This is a genomic window from Allobosea sp. BE125 (assembly GCF_031456075.1).
Lineage (GTDB): Bacteria > Pseudomonadota > Alphaproteobacteria > Rhizobiales > Beijerinckiaceae > Allobosea.
In genome coordinates this window covers 503,698-526,414 of the sequence record NZ_JAVDTY010000001.1, presented here as the reverse complement: position 1 = coordinate 526,414, position 22,717 = coordinate 503,698, and the positions used below count along the sequence as shown (strand labels likewise).

Sequence of the window (22,717 nt, the reverse complement as noted above, 5' to 3'; positions counted from 1 at the left end):
GTGGATGCTCGGCACAAGGCCGAGCATGACGGGAGAGGCCCGTCAGCCGATGCCGCTAGAGCCCCAAGACGGCTTTCGCGATAATATTCTTCTGGATCTCGTTCGAGCCGCCATAGATCGAGACCTTGCGGTTGTTGAAATAGCTCGCCGCCGCCGCATCGGCCCAATCATAGTCGAAGGGCCAGTCATTGGTCAGGTCGCCCGAGCGCACGGGAGCCGCCAGCGCGAAGGGCCCGGCCACTTCGAGCAAAAGCTCCGTCGTCGCCTGCTGCAGCTGCGAGCCCTTGATCTTCAGGATCGAGGAGGCCGGATCGGGCTTGTTGGGGTCGCGCTTGCCTTGCGCCGCGACGACCCGCATCTGCGTGATCTCCAGCGCCTTCAATTCGATCTCGACCTCGGCCACCCGCTCGCGGAAATCGCGATCGTCCCAGAGCGTGCCCTCGCCGGCCGGCATCTCCCGGGCCAGGCGCTTGATCCGCGCCAGCCGCTCCTTGGAGAGGCCGATGCGGGCAATGCCGGTGCGCTCATTGGCAAGCAGGAACTTGGCGTAGTCCCAGCCCTTGTTCTCCTCGCCGACCAGGTTCTCGACCGGCACCTTGACGTTGTCGAAGAAGACCTCGTTGACCTCGTGGCGCCCCTCAAGCGTGATGATCGGGCGCACCGTGATGCCCGGCGTCTTCATGTCGATCAGGATGAATGAGATGCCGGCCTGCTTCTTGGCGGCGGGGTCGGTGCGCACCAGGCAGAAGATCCAGTCGGCGTATTGGCCAAGCGTCGTCCAGGTCTTCTGGCCGTTGACGATGTAGTGGGCGCCTTCGCGCACCGCCTTGGTCTTGAGCGAGGCGAGGTCGGAACCCGCACCCGGTTCGGAGAAGCCCTGGCACCACCACTCGTCGAGATTGGCTATCTTGGCGAGGTGCTTTTCCTTCTGCGCCTGATTGCCGAAAGCGGCGATCACCGGCCCGACCATGTAGCAGTTGAACTGCAACGGCAGCGGCACGGCCGCCAGCAGCATCTCTTCGGTGAAGATGTAGCGCTGGATCGGCGTCCAGTCCTGCCCGCCCCATTCCCTGGGCCAATGCGGCACGGCCCAGCCCTTGGCGTTCAGCACGCGCTGCGAGGTGATGTAGTCCTCGCGCGTCATGCCGCGGCCTTCGGAGACCTTCTTGCGGATCTCGGCCGGGACTTCGGTACGGAAGAACTGCCGCACCTCGTCGCGGAAAGCGATCTCCTCGGGCGTGAAGCGAAGGTCCATCGTCATCGTCCTCTTATCGTTTCGCTCGTAAACACCCCGTCATCCTGGACAAGCCGCGAAGCGGCGCAGCTCCGGGATCCATCATAGGACTAGACATCGCCCTATAATGGATCCCGGGCCGAGCTTCGCTCGCCCAGGATGACGGCGTGGTTCCAGCGCAAGCTCATCAGCCTTGATTGATCTCGAACAGGCCGGCGCAGCCCATGCCGCCGGCGACGCACATGGTGACGACCGCGTAGCGCGCCTTGCGGCGGCGGCCCTCCAGCAGCGCATGGCCGACAAGGCGCGCCCCGCTCATGCCGAAGGGATGGCCGATCGCAATCGCACCGCCATTGACGTTGACCTTCTCGGGATCGATGCCGAGCACGTCGCGGCAATAGAGCGACTGCGAGGCGAAGGCCTCGTTCAGCTCCCAGAGATCGATGTCGGCGACGGTCAGGCCATTGCGCTCCAGCAGGCGCGGCACCGCAAAGACCGGGCCGATGCCCATCTCGTCGGGCTCGCAACCGGCCGAGGCGAAGCCGCGGAAGGTGCCAAGCGGCGCAAGGCCACGCCGCGCCGCTTCCTTGGCCGACATCACCACGCTGGCCGAGGCACCGTCCGAGAGCTGGCTGGCATTGCCGGCGGTGACGAACTGGTCCTCGCCGCGCACCGGCTTGAGCTTGAGCAGGCCCTCCAGCGTCGTATCGGGCCGGTTGCCCTCATCCTTCGACAGCGTCACCTCTTCCTGGCGCACCTCACCGCTCGCCTTGTCGGTCACGGCCATGACCGCGCTCATCGGCACGATCTCGTCATCGAAGAGCTGGCGCTGCTGGGCCGAGGCCGTACGGCGCTGGCTCTCCAGCGAGAACTCATCCTGGGCCTGCCGCGAGATGCCGTAGCGCTTCGCGACATTGTCGGCGGTCTCGATCATGGAGGTGTAGATCGTCGGCTTATTGGCCATCAGCCAATCATTCTGGGTCAGCTCGCGCCGGACCACCGGCTGCACCAGCGAAATCGACTCGACGCCGCCGCCGACCGCAACCGGCACGCCGTCCAGGATCACGCGCCGCGCCGCGTGCGCAATCGCCTCCAGCCCGGAAGCGCAGAAGCGGCTGACCGTGACGCCGGCCGACTGCACCGGGATGCCGGCGACAAGCGCGGCATGGCGCGCGACATTGCCACCGGTCGCGGCCTCCGGGTAGCCACAGCCCAGCACCACCTCCTCGATCGTCTCAGGCTCGACCTTGGCGCGGGCGAGCGCGTGACGGATCGCGTGGGCGGCCATATCGGCGCCGCGGAGCTGGTTGAAGGCGCCGCGATGGGCCTTGCCGATCGGCGTGCGGGCAGTGGAGACGATGACGGCTTCGGTCATGGCTGAGCTTTGTCCTATGCGGCGGAATCGGTAGCGGCCGAAGCCACCTGTTTCTGTTTTTCCTCGGCCACCAGCACTTTGGCCAGCAGCTTGCCGGCGGCGCTGCGCGGCAGGCTCTCGCGGAATTCGAGCGCGCGCGGCATTTCGTGCCGGCCGAGCCGGTCCTTCAGGAAGACGGTGAGCTCTTCCAGCGAAAACGGCGCATGGCCGGTCTTGAGCTTGACGAAGGCTTTCGCCGCCTGGCCGCGATAAGCGTCATCGACGCCGATCACGACGACCTCCTGCACCGCCGGGTGCTCGTAGATCGCGCTCTCGATCGCGACGGGATAGACGTTGTAGCCGCTTGAAATGATCATGTTCTTGCGACGGTCGACGATCTCGAACAGCCCGTTCTCGTCCATCCGGCCGAGATCGCCGGTCAGGAACCAGCCCTCATGGAAGGCCTCCTGCGTCGCGGCCTCGTCGTCGAGATAGCCCTTGAAGACATTGGGGCCCTTGATCGCGATCTCGCCGATCTCGCCGGGCGGAAAGTCGTCGCGCTCGGGCTCGAGCGAGACGATCTTCATGGTGATGCCCGGCAGGGGCACGCCGATCAGCCCCGGCCGCGGTTTGGCGTCGCCGGGCACGCGCGAGCCCGCCGGCGCGGTCTCGGTCATGCCCCAGCCATTATTGAGCCGGACGCCGAGAATGCCTTCGAGCTTCGTCTGCACCTCGAAGGGCAGCGGCGCGCCGCCGGAGACACAGGAGCGCAGCGAGGAGAAGTCGACAGTCTCGACGCCTTCGCGGTTCAAGAGAGCGAACCACATCGTCGGCACGCCGGAGAACAGCGTCGCGCGCTTGACCGAAATATCGGCGATCAGCGTTTCCACATCGAAGCGCTGGCGCAGCAGGATCTCGTTGCCGTCCCGGATATGGCGCAGCAGCAGCGTCGTCAGCGCGTAGATATGGAACAGCGGCAACACGCAGATCGTCTTCTGCGCGCCGGGCTCCAGCGGCTCGCCATCGGTCCAGAGCCGATAGATATTCACGGCGGAGACGAGGTTGCCATGGCTCAGCATCGCCGCCTTGGGCAGGCCGGTGGTGCCGCCAGTGAACTGCAGCAGCATGACGTCGTCGGGCGAGACCACAGGCCATGACGCCGGTGGAGCTGCGTCCATGAGGTCGTCGAGCCGGGCGACGCTCGCCTGGTTCGGGATCGCCGATGGCGCGGCCTCGCCTGGCCCCCAGCGGCCATCCTCGCCGACGAGCAGGCGAGGAACGGCGCCTGCCTCCAACAGGCTCCGTGCGTTCGGCAGGAAACCCGGCAGATTGGTCGTGATCAACCGGCCCGGCTTGGTCGCCTTGAGCTTGTGTTCCAGCTCGCGCGGCGCATCCAGCGCCGAGAGATGCACCACGCTCGCTCCGCAGCGCGCGATGGCGAAGAAGGCGATCGGGTGCCAGAGCGTGTTGGGCAGGAGCAGCGCGACGCGGTCGCCAGGCTTGACGCCGTCGGCGATCAGTCCGGCCGCCAACTGCGCGACCATGGCGTCAAGTTCGGCATAGCTCGTCCGGCGCTCGCGGAATTCGATCGCGGGCGCATCCGGGCGCGCCGCCACGGCAGCCGCGAGCAGATACGGCACGATGCCGGTCTCGACGCTCGCCTGCCAGTCACAGGCTTTGGGGAAGCGCTGCTGCCAGACCGGCCGCATGCCGAAATTCCCGGCCGCGCTCATGCGGCTTGCGCCTTCAGCTCCGAGAACCCCTTGCCCTCAGTGGCGAGCCTGCGCAGCAGCGGCGACGGTTCGAGCGTCGCGTCGCCGCTCTCGGCCGCTTGCGCCTCGAGCCGTTTGACGATCACGTCGAGCCCGACCGTATCGGCCCAATGCATCGGCCCACCGCGCCAGGCCGGCCAGTTATAGCCGTTGAGCCAGATGATATCGATATCGCCCGGCCGCGCCGCGATGCCCTCTTCGAGGATGCGCGCGCCCTCATTGACCATCGGGTCCATCAAGCGCGCCACGATCTCATCTGCCGTGAAGGAGCGCCGCGTCACGCCCTTCTGCGCCGAGATGCTTGCGATCAACGCCTCAACCTCGGGGTCGCGCTGGCCCGCGCGCGCCCCGGCCGGGTAGAGATAATAGCCCTTGCCGGTCTTCTGGCCGAAGCGCCCGGCCTCGCAGAGAGCATCAGCGACCGCAGCCTTCTTCCCCAATGATTTGCGCGTGCGCCAGCCGATATCGTTGCCGGCGAGATCCGACATCGCGAAGGGCCCCATCTTGAAGCCGAAAGCGGTCACGGCCGCATCGACCTCATGGGGCAGCGCGCCGGCGATCAGCAAGCGCTCGGCCGCCCGCGTGCGCTGCGCCAGCATGCGGTTGCCCACGAAACCGAAGCAATTGCCGACCACGACCGGCACCTTGCCGAGCGTGCGCCCGAGCGCCACCGCGGTCGCGACGACATCGTCGGCGACGCCGGCGGGCCGCACCACCTCCAGGAGCTTCATGACATTGGCCGGGCTGAAGAAATGCATCCCGATCACATCCTGCGGCCGCTTGGTCGCAGCCGCGATCGTCGGGATGTCGAGATAGGAGGTGTTGCTGGCAAGGATCGCACCCGGCTTGGCGATGCCGTCGAGCGCCCCAAAAATCTGCTTCTTGACACCCATCTCCTCGAAGGCCGCTTCGATGACGATATCCGCATCGGCTGCCGCAGCTAGTCCCACAGCAGGCGTGATCAGCGCCATGCGCTCGTCGCGCTTCTCCGGCGTCAACGAGCCCCGCGTCACCGACATCTCGTAGATCGCCGCGACCCGGTTGATGCCGTTGTCGATCTGGGCCTGCTCGGTCTCGATCAAGGTCACGGGGATGCCGGCATTGGCGAAGCACATGGCGATGCCGCCGCCCATCGTGCCGGCGCCGATCACCGCCGCTTTGGCGATCGGGCGCGGCTTCACACTCGCCTCGATGCCTGGCACCTTGGCCGCCTCGCGCTCGGCGAAGAAGGCATAGCGCAACGCCTTGGAGCGCTCATCGGCGACGAGCGTGCGGAACAGGGCCCGCTCGGCCGCCATGCCCTCCGCGAAGGGCAGCGTGAACACGCCACGCACCGCCTCGATCAGCGCCATCGCATTGGGCATGTCGCCGGATTTCTTGGTCGCGTCGGCTGCCAGCGCCTCAAAAGCCTCGCGATCGGCCGGGGTCAACGCCTCCGCGCGGTCTGCAGTCCGGGGCGGCGCGCCCTGGCTCGCAAGATCCAGCGCCAGGGCTGCTGCCGCCTCGACGACGTCGCCGAGCGCGACCATGTCGACGAGCCCGTATCCGGCAGCCTTGTCGGCCGAGATCGGTTCGCCGCTCAGCATCATCGGAAACGCCTTCGCCGCACCGATCAGGCGTGGCAGGCGCTGCGTGCCGCCGGCGCCCGGGATGATGCCGAGCTTGATCTCGGGCAGGCCGAGCCTGGCCGCGGGCGAAGCCACGCGGGCATGGCAGGCCAAAGCCACCTCCAGGCCGCCGCCCAAGGCCACGCCCTGGATCGCCGCGACCACGGGCTTGGCGCAACTCTCGATCGCCTCGAGCACATCGGGCAGGATCGGCGCCGCCGGCGGCTTGCCGAACTCGCTGATATCAGCGCCCGCGATGAAGGCCTTGCCGGCGGCCGCGATCACGATCGCGTCCACTGCGGGATCGGAGCCGGCCTTCGCGACGGCCTCTGCGAGCCCGGCGCGGACGCCTGCGCTCAGCGCATTGACCGGCGGATTGGCGATCGTCGCGACCGCGACCCTGCCGCGAAGGGCAAGCTGGACCAACTCCATGAACGTCTTCCTCTCGTCGAGATCTATGTTCTGCACTGCAGAACGACCGTCTGCATTTATGGTCCCTAGGAAGTGGCTCGTCAGCGCTTTGTCAAGATGCAGGCTAGAGACTTAGCGGAGCCGGGCCAATGTCGCACCTCGCATCATGCTGCAATGCGGAATTGATGTCCGCCGCTTGACCGCTCCTAAAACCCCGTGCCATGCCATTGGCAACGCCACATCATGCCGCGAAACGGCCCGGTGAAGAAGCACTTCGGAGGAATTCATGACCCGCAGGAATTGTCTTGCAACGGCCTGCCTCGCCGCGACCATCGCCTTTGCCGCAAATGCGCGCGCCGAGGACATCACGATCGGCGCGCATATGCCGTTGACCGGTTCGCTCGCCCGCTCGGGCCAGGCCTTCAACGAGGGCATGCAGGTTGCGCTCAAGGTCTTCAACGAGAGCCAGAGCAAGCACAGGATCAAGGTCACGGTCATCGATGACGAGAGCCAGCCGGCCAAGGCCGTCACCGCTGTCGAGAAGCTCTCCTCCGAGGGTGCGGCTGCGATCATCGGCGGCTACGGCTCCAACATCGTCGGCCCCGCCTCCGACACCTCCAATCGCCTCGGCAAGGTCTACATCACCGGCGGCGCGGTCTCCGACGAGCTGGTCCAGCGCGGCAACAAGAACTTCTTCCGGATCAACAACAATGCCGGCTACCAGCGCGGCGTCGAGGGCTTGATCGAAGAGGTGAAGCCAAACGGCGTTTCGATCATCGCCTCCACCAAGGAAGCGCCGATGCTGCTGGCGAAGGGGCTCGAGGAGAGCCTCGCCAAGAAGGGCTACAAGGTCACGCTGCACCCCTTCGACCCCGCCATCACCGATTTCAAGCCGATCATCAACAAGGTGAAGCTGCAGGACAAGTCCGAGATCATCTTCATGTCGGCTTATGAGAACGACTATGTCGGCATCATCCGTGCCGCCAAGGTCCTCAAGCCCCCGGTGAAGGCCATCGTCGGCGCCTGGTCGCTGGCGACGCCGAAGATGTATTCCGATTTCCCCGACCTGATGCAGAACGTCATCGGCACCACCTTCCTGCCCTTCCCCGTCGAGGTGAAGGACGAGGAGGGCCGGAAATTCGCCGCCGTCTACAAGGAGATGTTCGGCAAGGAGATCGAGTACGCCTCGACGCTCGCCTTCGTCGAGACGATGGTGCTGAGCGAGGCGCTTGCCCGCTCCGCCGATGCCGGCACGCTTAAGAGCGCGGGACTGCTCGCCGAGATGAAGACGACCAACCGTCCCTCGCCGCTCGGCCGCATCACCTTCAACGACGTCGGCGACAACCCGAATTTCGCGCTCAGCATGGGCCAGCACCGCGACGGCAAGATCCCGCTGGTTTCGCCGGCCGAATTCGCCACCGGCAAGCTCGCCTACCCCGCCGTGCCGTGGTGATGTGACGAGAGTTTCGCCATCCCTCAGCCCTCATCCTGAGGAGCCGCGAAGCGGCGTCTCGAAGGATGCTCCAGCGAGAACTGGAACCATCCTTCGAGACGCGCTCCTGCGGAGCGCTCCTCAGGATGAGGGCTGAGGAGAACAGCCGATCACGGAAAGACGACAGGCCCCAATCGCTTCATGCTCGAACTCCTCCAGCAATCCCTCTTCTCCGGCCTGCTCGTCGGCTCGGTCTATGCGCTGGTCGCGCTCGGCATCGCGCTGACCTTCGGCGCGATGAAGATCATCAACCTCGCCCATGGCGAACTCGTGCTGCTCGCAGCCTACATGGCCTATGTCATCGAGAGCCGGACAGGCTGGAACCCTTACGCCGCGATCCCGCTCGCCTTCGTCGTCACCGGCATCGTCAGCGTCGTGATCTACCTGCTGATCGAGCGCATCCGCGAACACCGCGAATTGAATTCGCTGATCCTGACCTTCGCCATCGGCATCATCCTGACCAATGCGATCCTGCTGGTCTTCGCCAGCGATGTGCGCTCGACCGGATCGCCCTTCCTGCAGGACGCCATCTCCCTCGGCTCGGTCTACGCCATGAAGGGCGAGATCACCGCCTTCATCATCAGCCTTGCCGTGATGGCGGGCCTCTGGTGGTGGCTGAAGAACAGCTGGTATGGCCGCGCCGTGCGCGCCGTCTCCTCCAACCGTGACGCCTCGATGCTGATGGGCATCGATCCGCGCCGCGTCGAGCTCGCGGCCTTCATCGTCGCGGGCATCCTCGCCAGCGTGGCGGGCGTGGCGCTCTATACGATGAGCGTCGTACAGCCGGCGCTCGGACCCGGGCTCACCATCAAGGCCTTCATCGTCACCGTGCTGGCAGGCGTCGGTTCGATTCCCGGCGTATTCTGCGCCGCGCTGCTGCTGGGCGTCACCGAGGCAATGACGGTAACGCTGGCAAGCTCGGCATTGCAGGAGCTCGTCGGCATGGTGCTCTTCCTGCTCGTGCTCTTCTTCATGCCGAACGGCCTGTTCGGCGCACGCGCCAGGCGCGGTTGAGGAGCCCGATGATGCGCAGCCTTCCCGCTCTCCTGATCCTCGCCGTCGCGATCGCCGTGCCCATCGCCTTCGGCGGCAATTCCTACGTCATGGGGCTGATGGTCTCCGGCCTCATCGTCGCCGGCGTCGCACTCGCCTGGGCGCTGCTCGGCAATCTCGGCGGCATGGTCTCCTTCGGCCACGCCGCCTTCTTCGGCGTCGGCGCCTATACCTCGGCGATCCTCTCGGCAAAGTTCGGCCTGCCCGTGCCGCTCGCGCTGCTGGCGGGCGCCTGCGGGGCCGCACTCTGCTCGGTCGTGATGCTGCCGGCGCTCAGGCTGTCGGGCCCCTATTTTGCGCTCGCCATCCTGGCCTACGCCCATATCTTCAAGATCCTGGCGACGGAGGCGACCTCGATCACCGGCGGCTCGGCCGGCTTCCAGCGCTTCCCGCCATTGCCGACGATCTTGGGCCTCGATCTGTCGAGCCGCGTCGGCAGCTACGGCCTGCTCGTGATCCTGGTGGCGATATGCGCTGCGATCTATCTTGCGGTGAAGCGCAGCCATGTCGGCACGGCCTTGCGCGCCATGGCCGAGAGCGAGGATGCAACCCGCGTCGTCGGCGTCAACGCAACCTTGCTGAAAGCCTGGATGCTGCTGCTCTCGGCCTTCATCACCGGGCTGTTCGGCGCGATGAACGCCCACATCATCAACTTCCTCGAGCCCGATTACGCCTTCTCGGCGAGCTGGAGCATCCTGCCGATCATCGCCGCGATCTTCGGCGGCTACCGCACCATCCTGGGGCCGGTCGCAGGCGCGGTGCTGATCTATCTGTTCGACCAGATCGTCGCCAAGGAACTGCTGCCGGTGGGCCACGAGATCCTGCTCGGCGTCCTGCTCGCCGGCATGATCCTGATCGCGCCCAACGGGCTCTTTGGAATGTTCCAGCGCAAGACTGCCAAGGGAGCCGCCCATGCTGCGGCTTGAGGACGTCACTGTCCGCTTCGGCGGGTTGACCGCATTGAAGGATGTCTCCTTCGCCATGGGCGCCGGCGAGATCCTCGGCCTGGTCGGTCCCAATGGTGCCGGCAAGACCACGCTGTTCAACACCATTTCCGGGCTGGTCCGGCCGAAGACCGGGCGCATCCTGTTCGCGGAGCGCGAGATCGGCCGGCTGCCGCTGCATGCCCGCGCCCGGCTCGGTCTCGGCCGCACCTTCCAGATCCCGCAACCGATGCATCACCTGACCGTGCGCGAGAACCTCACCGTCGCGCAGGTCTTTGGCGCCGGCAAAGCCGACGCCGCCCGCGTCGACGAGATCCTCGAGGTGATGGAGCTGAGCCAGCATGCCGAGCGCAACGCCGCGACGGAACTCGCGCTGCAGGAATTGAAGCGGCTCGAAATCGCCAAGGCGCTCGCCACCAACCCGAAGCTCCTGCTGCTCGACGAGGTTCTGGCGGGGCTGGAAAGCAAGGCCAAGCGCCGCTTCGTCGACAAGCTGCGCGAACTGCATGAGCGCTACAAGCTCGCCATCGTCATCGTCGAGCACGACATCGAGACGATCTCGACGCTGTGCTCGCGCGCCGTCGTGCTGAATTTCGGCCAGATGATCGCCGACGGCACGCCGGCCGAGGTCTTCCGGAACCCCGCCGTGGTCGAGAGCTATACGGGAGCCGCCGATGCTTGAGGTCAGGCAATTGCGCGCCGGCTACGGCGCCATCAACGTGCTCTGGGACGTCTCGCTCGGCTTTCCCCAGGGCGAGCTCACCGCGATCGTCGGCCCCAACGGCGCCGGCAAGACGACGCTGTTTCGTGCCCTGATGGGGCTGATCCCGCATCAGGGCGAGATCAGGCTCGACGGGCGCGCGCTCAAGGCCAGGACCTGGGATCTGCTCGAAGCCGGCCTCGTCATGGTTCCCGAGGGCCGCATGGTCTTCAAGGATATGAGCGTCGAGGAAAACCTCTCGCTGGGCGCCTATCCGCGCCGCTGCCGCAATGCCCGCGCCCGCAATCTCGAACGCGTCTACGACCTCTTCCCCCGCCTCAGGGAGCGCCACCGCCAGCTCGCCGGCTCGCTCTCGGGCGGCGAGGCGCAGATGGTGGCGATGGGGCGCGGCATGATGAGCGAGCCACGCATCCTGCTGATCGACGAGCCGTCGCTGGGCCTCGCTCCCGTCATCGTCAAGGAGGTCTTCTCGATCATCCGCCGGCTCAAGAGCGAGGGCGTCACCATCGCGCTGATCGAGCAGAACACGCATATCGCGCTCTCGGTCGCCGACCATGTCCATCTCATGCGCTCGGGCAAGCTGCTCCTGAGCCAGAAGGCGGACAAGGTCGATCTGGAGCGCCTGCACGATCTTTACCTCGCCCGCGAAACCGGCGCGGCAAGCTTCTAACGGAGACCAGAATGGCCCTGCCCGCCTCACTCGCCGACACGCTCAGCCTCCCGGTCATCGGTTCGCCGATGTTCATCGTCTCGGGTCCTGAGCTCGTCATCGCGCAATGCCTGAATGGCGTCGTCGGCTCCTTTCCGGCGCTCAATGCCCGCCCGGCCGAGCAACTCGAGCTCTGGATCACCCGGATCAAGACGGAGCTCGCCGCCGCCAAGGCCGCCGACCCGGCACGAAAGATCGCGCCCTTCGCGGTCAACCAGATCGTCCACGCCTCGAACGACCGGCTGATGCACGACATGGAGGTCTGCGTCCGCCAGGAAGTGCCGATCATCATCACCTCGCTGCGCGCGCCCAATGAGGTCGTCGACGCCGCCCATTCCTATGGCGGGCTCGTCTTCCACGACGTCACCACCATCCGCCACGCCCAGAAGGCGCTCGAAGCCGGCGTCGACGGCCTGATCCTGGTCTGCGCCGGCGCAGGCGGCCATGCCGGCACCTTGAGCCCCTTCGCGCTGGTCGGCGAGGTCAGGCGCTTCTTCGACGGGCCGATCATCCTCTCGGGCGCGATCGCGACCGGGCAGGCGATTCTCGCCACCCAGGCGATGGGCGCCGATCTCGCCTATATCGGCACCCGCTTCATCGCCACAGAGGAGGGCAATGCGGCGCAGGGCTACAAGGAGATGATCGTCGAGGCCGCTGCCGCCGACATCGTCTACACGCCCTTCTTCACCGGCGTGCCCGGAAACTACCTCAAGCCCTCGATCGCGGCCCAGGGGCTCGACCCCGACGATCTGCCTCATGCCGACAAGAGCAAGATGAGCTTCGGCTCGGGAACCGCCAAGGCCTGGCGCGACATCTGGGGCTCAGGCCAGGGTGTCGGGCTGATCGACGACGCGCCCTCCGCCGCCACCGTGATCGCCCGGCTCAAAGCCGAATATGAACAGGCGAAAGCCGCTCTCTGCAGCCGCTGACCAAGGATGAGACCATGACCGAAACCATCCTGAGCCAAACCGTCTTGAGTCAAACCGTCTTGCCCGGCATCGTCCAGGTCACGATGAATCGGCCCGAGCGCAAGAACGCGCTCGACCGTGCCAGCTATCAGGGGCTGATCGACGCGATCGGGGCGGCGGAAGCCGATCCGCAGATCCGCGCGATCGTGCTGACGGGGTCTGGCGGCTGCTTCACCAGCGGCAACGACATCAAGGACTTTGCCGCGGTCAGCGACAGCGGCCCGCGCGTCGCCATGGATTTCCTCAATGCGATCTCGACCGCGAAGAAGCCGGTCGTTGCCGCGGTCGAGGGTTTTGCCGTCGGCATCGGCACCACCATGCTGCTGCATTGCGACCTCGCTTTTGCGGCCAAGGGCGCGAGCTTCCGCCTGCCTTTCGTCGCGCTGGGCCTGAGCCCCGAAGGCGCATCGAGCTACCTCCTGCCCTTGGTCGCCGGCAGCAAGCGCGCCGCCGAACTGCTGATGCTGGGCGAGGCCTTCGGGCCTGAAACCGCGGCTGAAGCCGGCCTGGTCAATGCCGTGACCGCGGAGGGCGGCGCGCTCGCCATCGCGCTGGAGAAGGCCAGGGCGCTCGCCGCCCTGCCGCCGGAATCGGTCGCGCTGACGAAATCGCTGCTGAAGCGCGGCAACGCTGTCCATGTCGCCGAGACGATCGCCACCGAAGGCCGGCTCTTCGGCGAGCGGCTGCTCTCGGCCGAGGCCAAGGCCGCTTTCGCCGCCTTCCTGAAGCGCTAGAGCGTTTTCGAGCGAAGTGGACTCCGGTTCGCGTGAAGAAAACGCGTTAAAATAAAAGGTTAGCCGGTGGAGGCCATCCTGCGAGCAAGCTCTCACTCCGACGCAGACGCGCACACCGACGATCTCGCCGGTCCCAGGGAGGACCGCCATTTCGTCACGGCGCTGGCGCGCGGCCTTGAGGTGCTGGCCTGCTTCAGGCGCGGCGAGGCGGCGCTTGCCAATTCCGAGATCGCCGCGCGCTGCGGCTTGGCCCGTTCGACCGTCTCGCGCCTGACCTACACCCTGACCAAGCTCGGCTATCTCCACCATGTCCCGGAATCCGGCAGCTATCGGCTCGGCACGGCGCTGATCGCGCTCGGCGCCAATGCGCTTGCCGGGCTCGATGTCCGTCGCCTCGCGCGGGTCGGCATGCGCGACCTCGCGAGCTTCGCCAACGCCACGGTGGGGCTCGGCGTCCGTGAGCGGCTCAGCATGCGCTATATCGAATGCTGCCGCGGCGAAGCCGCGATCGCGCTCAACATGGATACCGGCTCCAGGCTCTCGCTCGCGCGCAGCGCCATGGGCCGCGCTTATCTCGCCGTCTGCAGCGAAACCGAGCGGCGCGCGATCATGGAGGATATCCATTCGGTCGACGATGCCGCCTGGCCGCGCTTGCGCGAGGGCATCGACCGGGCGCTGGAAGACTACGCGACCTGGGGCTGCGCCCGCTCCTTCGGCGAGTGGCAGCCGACGGTGAGCGCCATCGCGGTCGCCTTCCACCCCGGCGGCGGCCTGCCACCGATGTCGATCAATTGCGGCGCGCCGACCGTGATCCTCGACCGGAATTTCCTGATGGACGAGGTCCGGCCGCGGCTGATCGCGCTCGCCGCAAGCCTGGAGGGAGTGATGGGTTCGTGAGGGCGGTTGTGACGGTCCGTCCTATCGCCGCCGCTGACGCGCCGCGTTTCCGAGAGGTGCTCGATGAGGTTGCGCGTGAGCGGCGCTACCTGGCCTTCGAAGAGGCTCCGCCGATCGAGCGCATCGCCGTCTTTGTCGAAGCCAATATTGCGACTGGAAACACACATCTTGTCGGGCTCGTCGACGATATGCTCGTCGGCTGGTGCGACATCGTCCGCGACGTCAGTAGACCGACACGGCGCCACTGCGGCACGCTCGGCATCGGCATCCTCGCGCAATATCGCGGTTTGGGGCTGGGTCGTTTGCTGATGCAACAGGCGATGGCAGGCGCTGCCGCGTCCGGGCTCAAGCGCATAGAGTTGACCGTTCGCAGCTCCAACCAGCGCGCCATAGCCCTCTATGCGCAACTGGGCTTCGTGCATGAAGGGTGCCAGCGAAACGCGATCATGGCCGAGGACGGGTATGAAGACCGCGATCTGATGGCTTATCTCGTACCTGAGCAGCCCCAACAAGCAGCGTGACATGCCGATGACCGACCTCGACCTCCCTCTGTCCGGCATCCGCGTGCTCGATCTCTCGCGCATCCTCGCCGGCCCCTGGTGCGGCCAGGTGCTGGCCGATCTCGGCGCCGAGGTGATCAAGGTCGAGCACCCCCTGCGCGGCGACGACACGCGCGACTGGGGCTTTCGGCTGGGCGAGCGCAACACCTGCTATTTCAACAGCGTCAACCGCAACAAGCGCTCGATCGGCGTCGATGTCGGCAAGCCCGAGGGGCTGGCGATCGTGCGCGACCTCGCCGCCAGGAGCGACGTGCTGATCCAGAACTTCAAGACCGGCGGCGCCGATAAGCTCGGCCTCGGCTACGAGGCGCTGAGCGCGCTCAACCCCGGCCTGGTCTACTGCTCGATCGCCGGCTACGGCTCGGATGGGCCGGAGGCCTCTCGCCCCGGCTACGACCTCGTCATCCAGGGCGAATCCGGGCTCATGGGGATGAATGGCAATGACGACCAGCCGCCACTGAAATTCGGCGTCGCCATCGTCGACCTCTTCACCGGGCAATATTCGGCCCAGGCCGTGCTCGCCGCGCTGATCCAGCGCGGGCGTACCGGCAAGGGTCGGCATATCGAGATGGCGCTGTTCGATTGCGGCCTCTCGGTCACCTCCTATTACGGTTTGGAAGCGCTGGCATTGGGCGAGAACCCGCCACGCTACGGCAACGCTCATCCCTCGATCGTGCCCTATGGCGTCTTCGACGCCGCCGACGGCCCGCTCGTCATCACCGTCGGCAACAACGCCCAGTATGAGCGCTTCTGCCGGACCGTGATCGAGCGGCCGGACCTGGCGGAGGATGCGCGCTTCGCCACCAACCTGCTGCGCACCCAGAACCGCCCGGAGCTGCTGCCGATGATCGAGGCGGAGCTGCGGGCGAGGCCGCGCGCGCTGCTGCTGCAAAGGCTCGCCGCCAACGGCATTCCCTGCGGCGAGGTGCTGGGCCTGAACCAGGCGCTGCGCTCGGAGCGCGCAACGCAGGCCGGCATGGTCAGCGACGACGCCGGCAATGCCGACACGCCCGCCGTGCTCGCCCCGCCCTACCGCCTCGACGGCAAGCGCGCGCCCCTGCGCCACCGCCCGCCTGGGTTGGGCCAGGATACGGACGCGGTGCTGGGCGAGCTGGGCCTATCGCCGGATCGGGTCGCCACGCTCAAGGGCAACGGCGTGATCGGGTAGTTCAAGGCCGCGGGGTCGGGTTCATCAAAGGCCGCACACCACCGGCAACACCGACTTGCCGACCTTCTCGACGATCCTGCCGGTGCTGAGCTCGCCGCCGGCAACCGCGGCGGGAAGCGAAAGCCCCGCCTTCGCGATCACGGCCTGCAAGGCCGTCGCGCCCGCCACCGCATAGGCCCGTTGCGGCGCGACGCCGGCGATCAGGATCTTGTCGGAGGGGTTGGCCGTGACCAACCCCGCCAGGCGGCCCTGCCGGTCGAAGACCGGGCTGCCGGCCTGGCCCGGCTGGAGCGGCGCGAACACGGCGGCGCTCGCCCCGATCCGCACAGCCTGCCCCGGCAAGGCGAGGGCGGCGCGCTTGCCGGCATCATCGCCGAACGCCACCAGGACGAGGTTTTCGCGCTCGCCCAGCGCCTCGGAGCGCGAGCCGAGCGCGGTCAGTGCCGGCCCGCCATCGACATCGAGCAAGGCGAGCCCGCTCGCATCATCCTTGGCGCGCAACCGCGCCGGACGCCCGCCGACCCGCAGCGAGCGGCAGCCCTCGATCGCGGAAGCCGCCGTGGCCACGACCTTGTCCGCTACGACGAGGCCGACGCCATAGCGCTCGGTCGGGGGCGCGGCCGGGCGAGCAGCGGGCAGCGGCGAGCCCGCCACGCTGGCGATCGCGCTCGCCGGGCTCGCCGGCGCGGGTCCGGTCGGGAAGGGCTCGAAACTCCCGGCGATGGCGATCACCAGCTTGTCGACACTCGCCGACAGCGTTTTGTCGTAGCCGATCGAGAAGCCGCGCAGGCCCTGCGGCCCCGACGCCAGCCGGCGGTAGAACTTGCCCGTGGCGGTCTCGCCGGTGACCACGAAGAAATCCGGGCGCAGCAGCTTGTAGGTGATCTTGCGGCCGGGATTGTTGGGATTGACCAGGGTCGCTTTCTCGAAGACCGAATCCAGCGTCTCTCCCGGCGGACTCGTGGTCGCGTCGAGCGTGATCTTGCCGTCGGCGCTCTGCCAGCGGCTGCCGCCGGTCGGCGTCGCCTCGCGCTTGGGCAGCACCTTTTCAGGAATGCCGATCCGCATGCCGGTGCGCGCGTCATCGATCAGGCGAAACCCCGCCGCTTCGCGCGCGCCGCGCGCCGTTTGTGCAAGCGCCGCGCGCTCGGCGGGTGCGAGCACGCCATTGGGCTCCCCACGCCCGGCCTTGAGCGCATTGATGGCGCGGAAGGTCAGCGGGCCATAGGAGCCGCTCACCGCTGCGTTGAACAGGCCGGCCCAGATCAGGTCGCTCTGGATCGCCTTGCGCTCGGCTTCGGGCAGCGCCTCGAAACTCGCCTGCGCCGCGGCAAGCTGGGGATTGGGCGCCGGCGCGGGAGCCTGCGCCAGCGCCATCAATGGCAAGAGCGCGAAAGCAGGAGCGGCCAGAGCCAGCCGCAGCCCCACCGCCCGCCCGAAACGGGTTCTGTTCGCCTTCGCCATCGCATACCTCCGCCCCAGCAAGGAGGCCGCATTGAGCGTCAGATCGCGCGCGCCCGCAACTGCGATGACGAAGCGGAACAAGATCGCGTGCAAGATCAAGTGAGAGCCCGCCTCATCCGGCAGACCGCACCTTTCGTATTGCGCCGGCAAGCGCTGATGCTAGCTTGCCCGCGGGCTCTAGGCTGTCATCGGGCGGACGCGGATCGCACCGAGATTGACGCGCAGACTCGACCGAAGAGGACGTAAGATCATGACCCTGCTCGCCCGTCTCGCGTTGCTTTTTGGTCTGGCGCTCGCGGCGCAACCGGCCCTCGCCCAGAAGGCCTATGTCCGCAACGACCTCGCCGCCGACGGGCAGCGGCTGGAGGAGCGCTTGAAGCGCGAGGTTTCGGTCAGCGGCAGGCAGGCGACTGAGGCCCTGCGGATCGGTGCCTCCGCACTCGCCCGCGGCGATGCCCGCTCCGCCTTGCCCCAGGCCAATGCCGCCGTCGTCGCCGAGCCCAACAACGCCGCCGCATGGCGCTTGATGGCGAATGCCGCCAACGCGATCGAGCCGCGCGACTATCGCGAACGCTGGGAGCTGCGCGAACGCGCGATCTCGGCCGCCTATCTCGCCTATCAGCGCGCCAGCTCGCGCCCCGAGGAGGCCGCGTCGCTCGGCGTGCTCGCCCGCACCTTCGAGAAGAACGAACTCTGGCGGCCGGCACTGACGACCTATCGGCTGAGCCTCGATCTCGCCGACAATGCCGGCCTGCGCACCGCCTATGAATCCCTGCGCGACAAGCGCGGCTTCCGCCTCCTCTCCAACAAGGTCGATGCCGACGCCGCCTCGCCCCGCGCCTGTTTCGAGTTCTCCGAGCCGCTGGCGCGCGGCCGCGTCGATTTCGCGCCTTATGTCGCGATCTCCGGCGGTAAGGGTGATTTCGCTGTTTCGGCCGAGGAGCGCCAGATCTGCGTCGACGGACTGCGTCATGGCGAGCGCTACGCTTTCGTCATCCGCCAGGGCGTGCCCTCGGCCATACCCGACGAGAAGCTGCAGAAATCGGCCGATTATGAGATCTATGTCCGCGATCGCACGCCTTCGGTGCGTTTCACCGGCAAGAACTATGTCCTGCCGCGCACCGGCCAGCAGGGCATCCCCGTCGTCTCCGTCAATGCCGACCGGCTCGACCTCGAGGTCATGCGGATCGGCGACCGCAACCTGATCAATTCGGTCCATTCCGACGATTTCCTCGGCCAGCTCGGCTCCTACGCCTCGAAGCAGATCGCCAGCGACAAGGGCCAGAGCGTCTGGACCGGCTCGATGGAGGTGAAGTCCGAATTGAACAAGGACGTGATCACGGCCTTCCCGGTGATCGAGGCGGTCGGCCGCCTGCAGCCCGGCGTCTATGTGATGTTCGCCAAGCCCACCGGCGGCAAGGCGGCAGCAGCGCAGACCGATTCCGACAGCGACTATGACGACGGCACGACGCGCGCGACGCAATGGTTCGTCGTTTCCGATCTCGGCCTGACCTCCTTCTCGGGGCCCGACGGCGTGCATGTGCTGGTGCGCTCGCTCGCCGACGCCTCGCCCGTCGCCAATGCCGAACTCAGGCTGCTCGCCCGCAACAACGAAGTTCTGGGGACGGTGCGCTCCGACGCCAATGGCTATGCCCGCTTCGATGCCGGGCTGGGCAAGGGCCAGGGCGGCAATGCGCCGGGCCTCGTCACCGCGTTGCTGGGAGAAGATTACGGCTTCCTCGATTTGAAGCAGACCGCGTTCGATCTCTCCGATCGCGGCGTCAAGGGCCGTGTCGCGCCTTCAGGCCTCGACGCCTATCTCTACACCGAGCGCGGCGTCTACCGCTCCGGCGAGACGGTTTATCTGACCAGCCTCCTGCGCGATGCCAAGGGCGCGGCTGTGACCGGCCTGCCATTGACCATCGTGGTCAAGCGGCCCGACGGCGTCGAGTATCGCCGCCGCCAGGTCGAAGATCAGGGCGCCGGCGGCCGGGCCCATTCGATCCCGCTGCTCTCGGGCGCGCAGACCGGTACCTGGCGCGTCCAGGCCTATGCCGATCCGAAAGGCCCCGCGATCGGCGAGGCCTCCTTCCTGGTCGAGGATTATGTCCCCGAGCGCCTGGAATTGACGCTGACGCCCAAGACCCCGCTGCTGCAGGCGGGCGAGCCGGCCGAGATCGACGTCAATGCGCGCTATCTCTATGGCGCGCCGGGCTCCGAGCTCGACGTCAACGGCTCGATGACGATCCGCGCCGCCGCCCAAAGCGCGATCCCCGGCTTCGCCGGCTATCAGGTCGGCCTCACCGACGAGGAATTCCAGCCGGTCCAGACCGATTTCGAGGAAAGCACCACGACCGACGCCTCAGGCAAGGTCACGGTCTCGAACCCCGTCGCCCAGCCCGAGACCAACCGCCCGCTCGAGGCTGAATTCACCATCCGCGTCGGCGAACCGGGCGGGCGCGCCATCGCCCGTTCCGTGACGCTGCCGATCGTGCCCAAGGGCGCTGCGATCGGCATCAAGCCGCTGTTCAAGGATGGCGAGCTCGGCAACGGCCAGACCGCCGGCTTCGAGGTCATCATGGCCAACGGCGATGGTCGCCGCCTCGCGCGTCCCGGCGTGAAATGGACCTTGTCCAAGGTCACCCGCAACTATCAATGGTTCTTTCAGGACGGGCGCTGGAATTTTGAGGGCGTGAAGCAGACCCGCCGCGTCGCCGATGGCGAGGTCGCGGTCAGCGCGAATGCCGCCGCCTCGATCTCGGCCCAGGTGCAATGGGGCAATTATCGCCTCGACGTCGCCGCCGACGGCCCTGATTCCACCGAGAGCTCGCTGTCCTTCACCGTCGGCTACGAGGCCGACAAGACCGCCGATACGCCCGATGTCCTCGACGTCGCGCTCGACAAGAACGCCTATGCCGATGGCGAGACCATGCAGGTGCGCCTGGCGCCGCGCTTCGCCGGCAAGGCGACGCTCGCCGTGATCAGCGACCGCGTCAACGAGATCCGTACCATCGATGTCGCCGCCGGCGGCTCGACGGCTTCCATCCCGATCAAGGCCGAATGGGGCGCGAGCGCCTATCTCGTCGTGCTGGCGCACCGCCCGATGGACACCGCCGCCCAACGCCTGCCCGGCCGCGCCATCGGCCTGTCCTGGTTCGCGATCGGCAAGGAGAACCGCACGCTCGCCATCGATCTCGGCGCACCGCCCCTGGTGCGCCCGCTGACGACGCTGTCCTTGCCGGTCAAGGTCACCGGTGCGAGAGCGGGCGAGGACGCCTTCGTCACGGTCGCCGCCGTCGATATCGGCATCCTCAACCTGACCCGCTTCGAATCGCCCGATCCAAGCAAGTTCTTCTTCGGCCAGCGCCAGATCGGTCACGAACTGCGCGACCTCTATGGCTATCTGATCGACGGCATGCAGGGCGTACGCGGCGCGATCCGCACCGGCGGCGACGGCGCGCCTGCACTTGGCGGCGAAAAGCCGACGCAGGAGCCGCTCGCGCGCTATTCCGGCGTGGTCAAGGTCGGCGCCGACGGCATGGCCAAGGTCGATTTCGACCTGCCGGCCTTCAACGGCTCGGTCCGCGTCATGGCCGTGGCCTGGTCGGCCGGACGCACCGGGCAGGCCAGCGCCGATGTGATCATCCGCGACCAGATCGTCGCGCAGGCGACGCTGCCGCGCTTCCTCGCCATCGGCGACCAGTCGCGCTTCCATCTCGCGATCAACAATGTCGAGGGTCCGGCCGGCCCTTATGTCGTCGATCTCGATGTGAGGGGCCCCGTTCTGGTCGCTGCCGACGCGACGCGCAAAACGCTCCAGCTCGCGGCCGGCGCCAAGAGCGAGCTCACCATTCCCGTCACCGCGGCAGGTCTCGGCCGCGCCGAATTCGATGTCCGCATCACCGGGCCTGGCGGCATCGGCACTGTGCAGAATCTTGCCGTGCGTGTGCAGCCCTCGGCCAATACGATCGCGCGGCGCATCGTCAGGCCGATCCCCGGCAATGGCGGTTCGATCACGGTCTCGTCCGACCTGATGGCCGATCTCGTGCCGAATTCCGGGCAGGTCTCCGTCTCGGTCTCGCCGCTCGCCTCGCTCGACGTGCCGGCGCTGCTGAAGGCGCTCGACCGTTACCCCTATGGCTGCACCGAGCAGACAGTGAGCCGCGCCTTGCCGCTGCTCTCGGTCAACAAGCTCGCCACGCTGGAGAACCTTGCGCTCGACGCCAATGCCGATGAGCGGGTCAATGGCGCAATCGAGCGCGTGCTCGCCCGCCAGGGCGCCAACGGCTCCTTCGGGCTCTGGGGCGTCGGCGGCGAGGATCTCTGGCTCGACGCCTTCGTCGCGGATTTCCTGACGCGGGCCCGCGAACGCCAGTTTCAGGTGCCGCAGATCGCCTTCAACCTCGCGCTCGACCGCCTGCGCAATCAGGTCGTCAACACCAGCGAGGTCAACAAGGAGGAGGCCGCCGGCATCGCCTATGCGCTCTATGTGCTCGCCCGCAACGGCCGGCCGGTGATGGGCGATCTGCGCTATCTCGCCGACAACAAGCTCGCCGATTTCGCCACGCCATTGGCGCGCGGGCAGATCGGCGCCGCGCTCTCGGCGCTGGGCGATCGCGGCCGTGGTCGCGCCGCCTTCACCAGCGCGCTCGGCCTGTTGCAGGACGCGCGCGACGATGGTCTCTCGCGCCCCGATTACGGCACGCGCCTGCGCGACGGCGCGGGTGTGCTCGCCTTGATCGCCGAAGCCAATGGCGAGCGCGCCGATATCAGCCGCGCCGCCACGATCGTCGACACGGCGCGCGGCAGCGCGCGCTACACCTCGACGCAGGAGCAGATGTGGATGGTCGTCGCCGCCCAGGCGCTGGCCAAGGACGCCGAGGGCATGACGCTCACGGTCGATGGCGCCGAGCGCAAAGGGCCGCTCTACCGCACCATCTCCGCCGAAGCGCTGGAGGCCAAGCCGTTGACCGTCGCCAATCCAGGCGCGGCCACGGCGCAGGCCGTGATCACCGTCTCGGGCATTCCGACCGGCGCGGAGCCGGCGCTGAACCAGGGCTTTGGCCTGGAGCGGGTGATCTACACCATGAAGGGCGAGAAGGCCGATCCGGCTCGGTTGCGCCAGAACGAGCGCTACGTCGTGGCCTTGAATGTCACCGAACCCGCCTTGCGCTATGGCCGGGTGCTGCTGGTCGATCCCGTGCCCGCCGGGCTCGAGATCGAGAACGCCAACCTGACCGAGGGCGCTTCCGTCGCCGGGCTCGACTGGCTGAAGCAGGAGGTGACGCCGGTGCACACGGAAGCCCGCGACGACCGCTATGTCGCGGCCTTCGATCGCGACGGCAGCTCAAGCCAGAAGCTCGCCTTCACCATCGCCTACATCGTCCGGGCCGTCTCGCCCGGCCGCTATGTCGCGCCGGCGGGCGTGATCGAGGACATGTACAGGCCGGATCGTTTCGGGCGGACCGCGTTCGGAACGGTGGATATTTCGTCGGCGCGGTAGAGGCTTCGCCGTGAAGGCACAGGACGACGAGACGGGCGCGACAGAACCCCCTCTCCCACCCATCTCGGGCTTGCCCGAGATGGGCAAAGAGGAGTGCCAAAGTCGGGAACACCCGACTTTGGCGCG

The 22,717-nt window shown here is 67.3% G+C and carries 16 protein-coding genes; 11 read left to right on the top strand and 5 right to left on the bottom strand.

Translation table 11 applies throughout. From position 1 onward, the window contains the following. Positions 1–55: 55 nt before the first annotated feature. The 4 genes from pimC to J2Y55_RS02405 all read right to left on the bottom strand — a co-directional run bounded on the left by pimC (position 56) and on the right by J2Y55_RS02405 (position 6,399). Positions 56–1,255, bottom strand: a complete 1,200-nt coding sequence (gene pimC / locus J2Y55_RS02420; protein ID WP_310148660.1) for a pimeloyl-CoA dehydrogenase large subunit — start codon at positions 1,253–1,255, stop codon at positions 56–58. 166 nt (positions 1,256–1,421) lie between these two features. Then, positions 1,422–2,609, bottom strand: a complete 1,188-nt coding sequence (locus tag J2Y55_RS02415) for an acetyl-CoA C-acyltransferase (protein ID WP_310147222.1) — start codon at positions 2,607–2,609, stop codon at positions 1,422–1,424. Between the two features lie 14 nt (positions 2,610–2,623). Then, positions 2,624–4,321 carry an AMP-binding protein gene (locus J2Y55_RS02410; protein WP_310147220.1) on the bottom strand — a complete coding sequence of 566 codons (1,698 nt, stop codon included), beginning with the start codon at positions 4,319–4,321 and terminating at the stop codon, positions 2,624–2,626. Then, positions 4,318–6,399, bottom strand: coding sequence for a 3-hydroxyacyl-CoA dehydrogenase NAD-binding domain-containing protein (locus tag J2Y55_RS02405; RefSeq protein WP_310147218.1), 2,082 nt, complete (start codon positions 6,397–6,399; stop codon positions 4,318–4,320). The genes J2Y55_RS02410 and J2Y55_RS02405 overlap by 4 nt, the downstream gene beginning before the upstream one ends. Before the next feature lie 265 nt (positions 6,400–6,664). On the opposite strand from J2Y55_RS02405, the gene J2Y55_RS02400 reads away from it, so the two are divergent. From J2Y55_RS02400 to J2Y55_RS02355, 10 genes are all read left to right on the top strand, one after another. Further along, a complete protein-coding gene (locus J2Y55_RS02400; protein ID WP_310147216.1) occupies positions 6,665–7,831 on the top strand; it encodes an ABC transporter substrate-binding protein in 1,167 nt (388 codons plus the stop codon). Between the two features lie 180 nt (positions 7,832–8,011). After that, positions 8,012–8,884 (top strand): branched-chain amino acid ABC transporter permease, encoded by an 873-nt coding sequence (locus tag J2Y55_RS02395; protein ID WP_310147214.1) that lies wholly within the window; start codon positions 8,012–8,014, stop codon positions 8,882–8,884. Positions 8,885–8,895: 11 nt separating this feature from the next. After that, the gene (locus tag J2Y55_RS02390) at positions 8,896–9,849 is read left to right on the top strand and encodes a branched-chain amino acid ABC transporter permease (protein ID WP_310147212.1); all 954 of its coding nucleotides are present in this window, start codon (positions 8,896–8,898) and stop codon (positions 9,847–9,849) included. Continuing rightward, positions 9,836–10,549: an ABC transporter ATP-binding protein gene (locus J2Y55_RS02385; RefSeq protein WP_310147210.1), complete on the top strand. Its 714-nt coding sequence runs from the start codon at positions 9,836–9,838 to the stop codon at positions 10,547–10,549. The genes J2Y55_RS02390 and J2Y55_RS02385 overlap by 14 nt, the downstream gene beginning before the upstream one ends. Then, a complete protein-coding gene (locus J2Y55_RS02380; protein ID WP_310147208.1) occupies positions 10,542–11,258 on the top strand; it encodes an ABC transporter ATP-binding protein in 717 nt (238 codons plus the stop codon). Before J2Y55_RS02385 ends, J2Y55_RS02380 begins: the two co-directional genes overlap by 8 nt. Before the next feature lie 11 nt (positions 11,259–11,269). After that, entirely contained in the window at positions 11,270–12,226 is a 957-nt protein-coding gene (locus tag J2Y55_RS02375; RefSeq protein ID WP_310147206.1) for an NAD(P)H-dependent flavin oxidoreductase, read from the top strand. Between the two features lie 14 nt (positions 12,227–12,240). Further along, on the top strand, positions 12,241–12,999 hold the full coding sequence (locus J2Y55_RS02370) for an enoyl-CoA hydratase-related protein (protein WP_310147203.1): 759 nt from the start codon (positions 12,241–12,243) through the stop codon (positions 12,997–12,999). 66 nt (positions 13,000–13,065) lie between these two features. Then, positions 13,066–13,896: an IclR family transcriptional regulator gene (locus J2Y55_RS02365; RefSeq protein ID WP_310147201.1), complete on the top strand. Its 831-nt coding sequence runs from the start codon at positions 13,066–13,068 to the stop codon at positions 13,894–13,896. 8 nt (positions 13,897–13,904) lie between these two features. Next, positions 13,905–14,417: a GNAT family N-acetyltransferase gene (locus J2Y55_RS02360; RefSeq protein ID WP_310147199.1), complete on the top strand. Its 513-nt coding sequence runs from the start codon at positions 13,905–13,907 to the stop codon at positions 14,415–14,417. Position 14,418: 1 nt separating this feature from the next. Next, the gene (locus J2Y55_RS02355; protein ID WP_310147198.1) at positions 14,419–15,624 is read left to right on the top strand and encodes a CaiB/BaiF CoA transferase family protein; all 1,206 of its coding nucleotides are present in this window, start codon (positions 14,419–14,421) and stop codon (positions 15,622–15,624) included. Between the two features lie 24 nt (positions 15,625–15,648). Here the strand turns inward: J2Y55_RS02355 and J2Y55_RS02350 are convergent, their stop codons facing one another. After that, on the bottom strand, positions 15,649–17,088 hold the full coding sequence (locus J2Y55_RS02350; protein WP_310147196.1) for a S1 family peptidase: 1,440 nt from the start codon (positions 17,086–17,088) through the stop codon (positions 15,649–15,651). Between the two features lie 250 nt (positions 17,089–17,338). On the opposite strand from J2Y55_RS02350, the gene J2Y55_RS02345 reads away from it, so the two are divergent. Next, entirely contained in the window at positions 17,339–22,591 is a 5,253-nt protein-coding gene (locus J2Y55_RS02345; protein ID WP_310147192.1) for an alpha-2-macroglobulin, read from the top strand. The last annotated feature ends 126 nt before the right edge of the window (positions 22,592–22,717 follow it).

Coding starts and splice junctions, on each gene's coding strand:
- J2Y55_RS02390 (WP_310147212.1), top strand. CDS start 8,896: ATGCGCAGCCTTCCCGCTCTCCTGATCCTCGCCGTCGCGATCGCCGTG.
- J2Y55_RS02355 (WP_310147198.1), top strand. CDS start 14,419: ATGCCGATGACCGACCTCGACCTCCCTCTGTCCGGCATCCGCGTGCTC.
- J2Y55_RS02385 (WP_310147210.1), top strand. CDS start 9,836: ATGCTGCGGCTTGAGGACGTCACTGTCCGCTTCGGCGGGTTGACCGCA.
- J2Y55_RS02380 (WP_310147208.1), top strand. CDS start 10,542: ATGCTTGAGGTCAGGCAATTGCGCGCCGGCTACGGCGCCATCAACGTG.
- J2Y55_RS02415 (WP_310147222.1), bottom strand. CDS start 2,609: ATGACCGAAGCCGTCATCGTCTCCACTGCCCGCACGCCGATCGGCAAG.
- J2Y55_RS02395 (WP_310147214.1), top strand. CDS start 8,012: ATGCTCGAACTCCTCCAGCAATCCCTCTTCTCCGGCCTGCTCGTCGGC.
- pimC (WP_310148660.1), bottom strand. CDS start 1,255: ATGGACCTTCGCTTCACGCCCGAGGAGATCGCTTTCCGCGACGAGGTG.
- J2Y55_RS02410 (WP_310147220.1), bottom strand. CDS start 4,321: ATGAGCGCGGCCGGGAATTTCGGCATGCGGCCGGTCTGGCAGCAGCGC.
- J2Y55_RS02405 (WP_310147218.1), bottom strand. CDS start 6,399: ATGGAGTTGGTCCAGCTTGCCCTTCGCGGCAGGGTCGCGGTCGCGACG.
- J2Y55_RS02350 (WP_310147196.1), bottom strand. CDS start 17,088: ATGGCGAAGGCGAACAGAACCCGTTTCGGGCGGGCGGTGGGGCTGCGG.
- J2Y55_RS02345 (WP_310147192.1), top strand. CDS start 17,339: ATGACCCTGCTCGCCCGTCTCGCGTTGCTTTTTGGTCTGGCGCTCGCG.
- J2Y55_RS02375 (WP_310147206.1), top strand. CDS start 11,270: ATGGCCCTGCCCGCCTCACTCGCCGACACGCTCAGCCTCCCGGTCATC.
- J2Y55_RS02400 (WP_310147216.1), top strand. CDS start 6,665: ATGACCCGCAGGAATTGTCTTGCAACGGCCTGCCTCGCCGCGACCATC.
- J2Y55_RS02370 (WP_310147203.1), top strand. CDS start 12,241: ATGACCGAAACCATCCTGAGCCAAACCGTCTTGAGTCAAACCGTCTTG.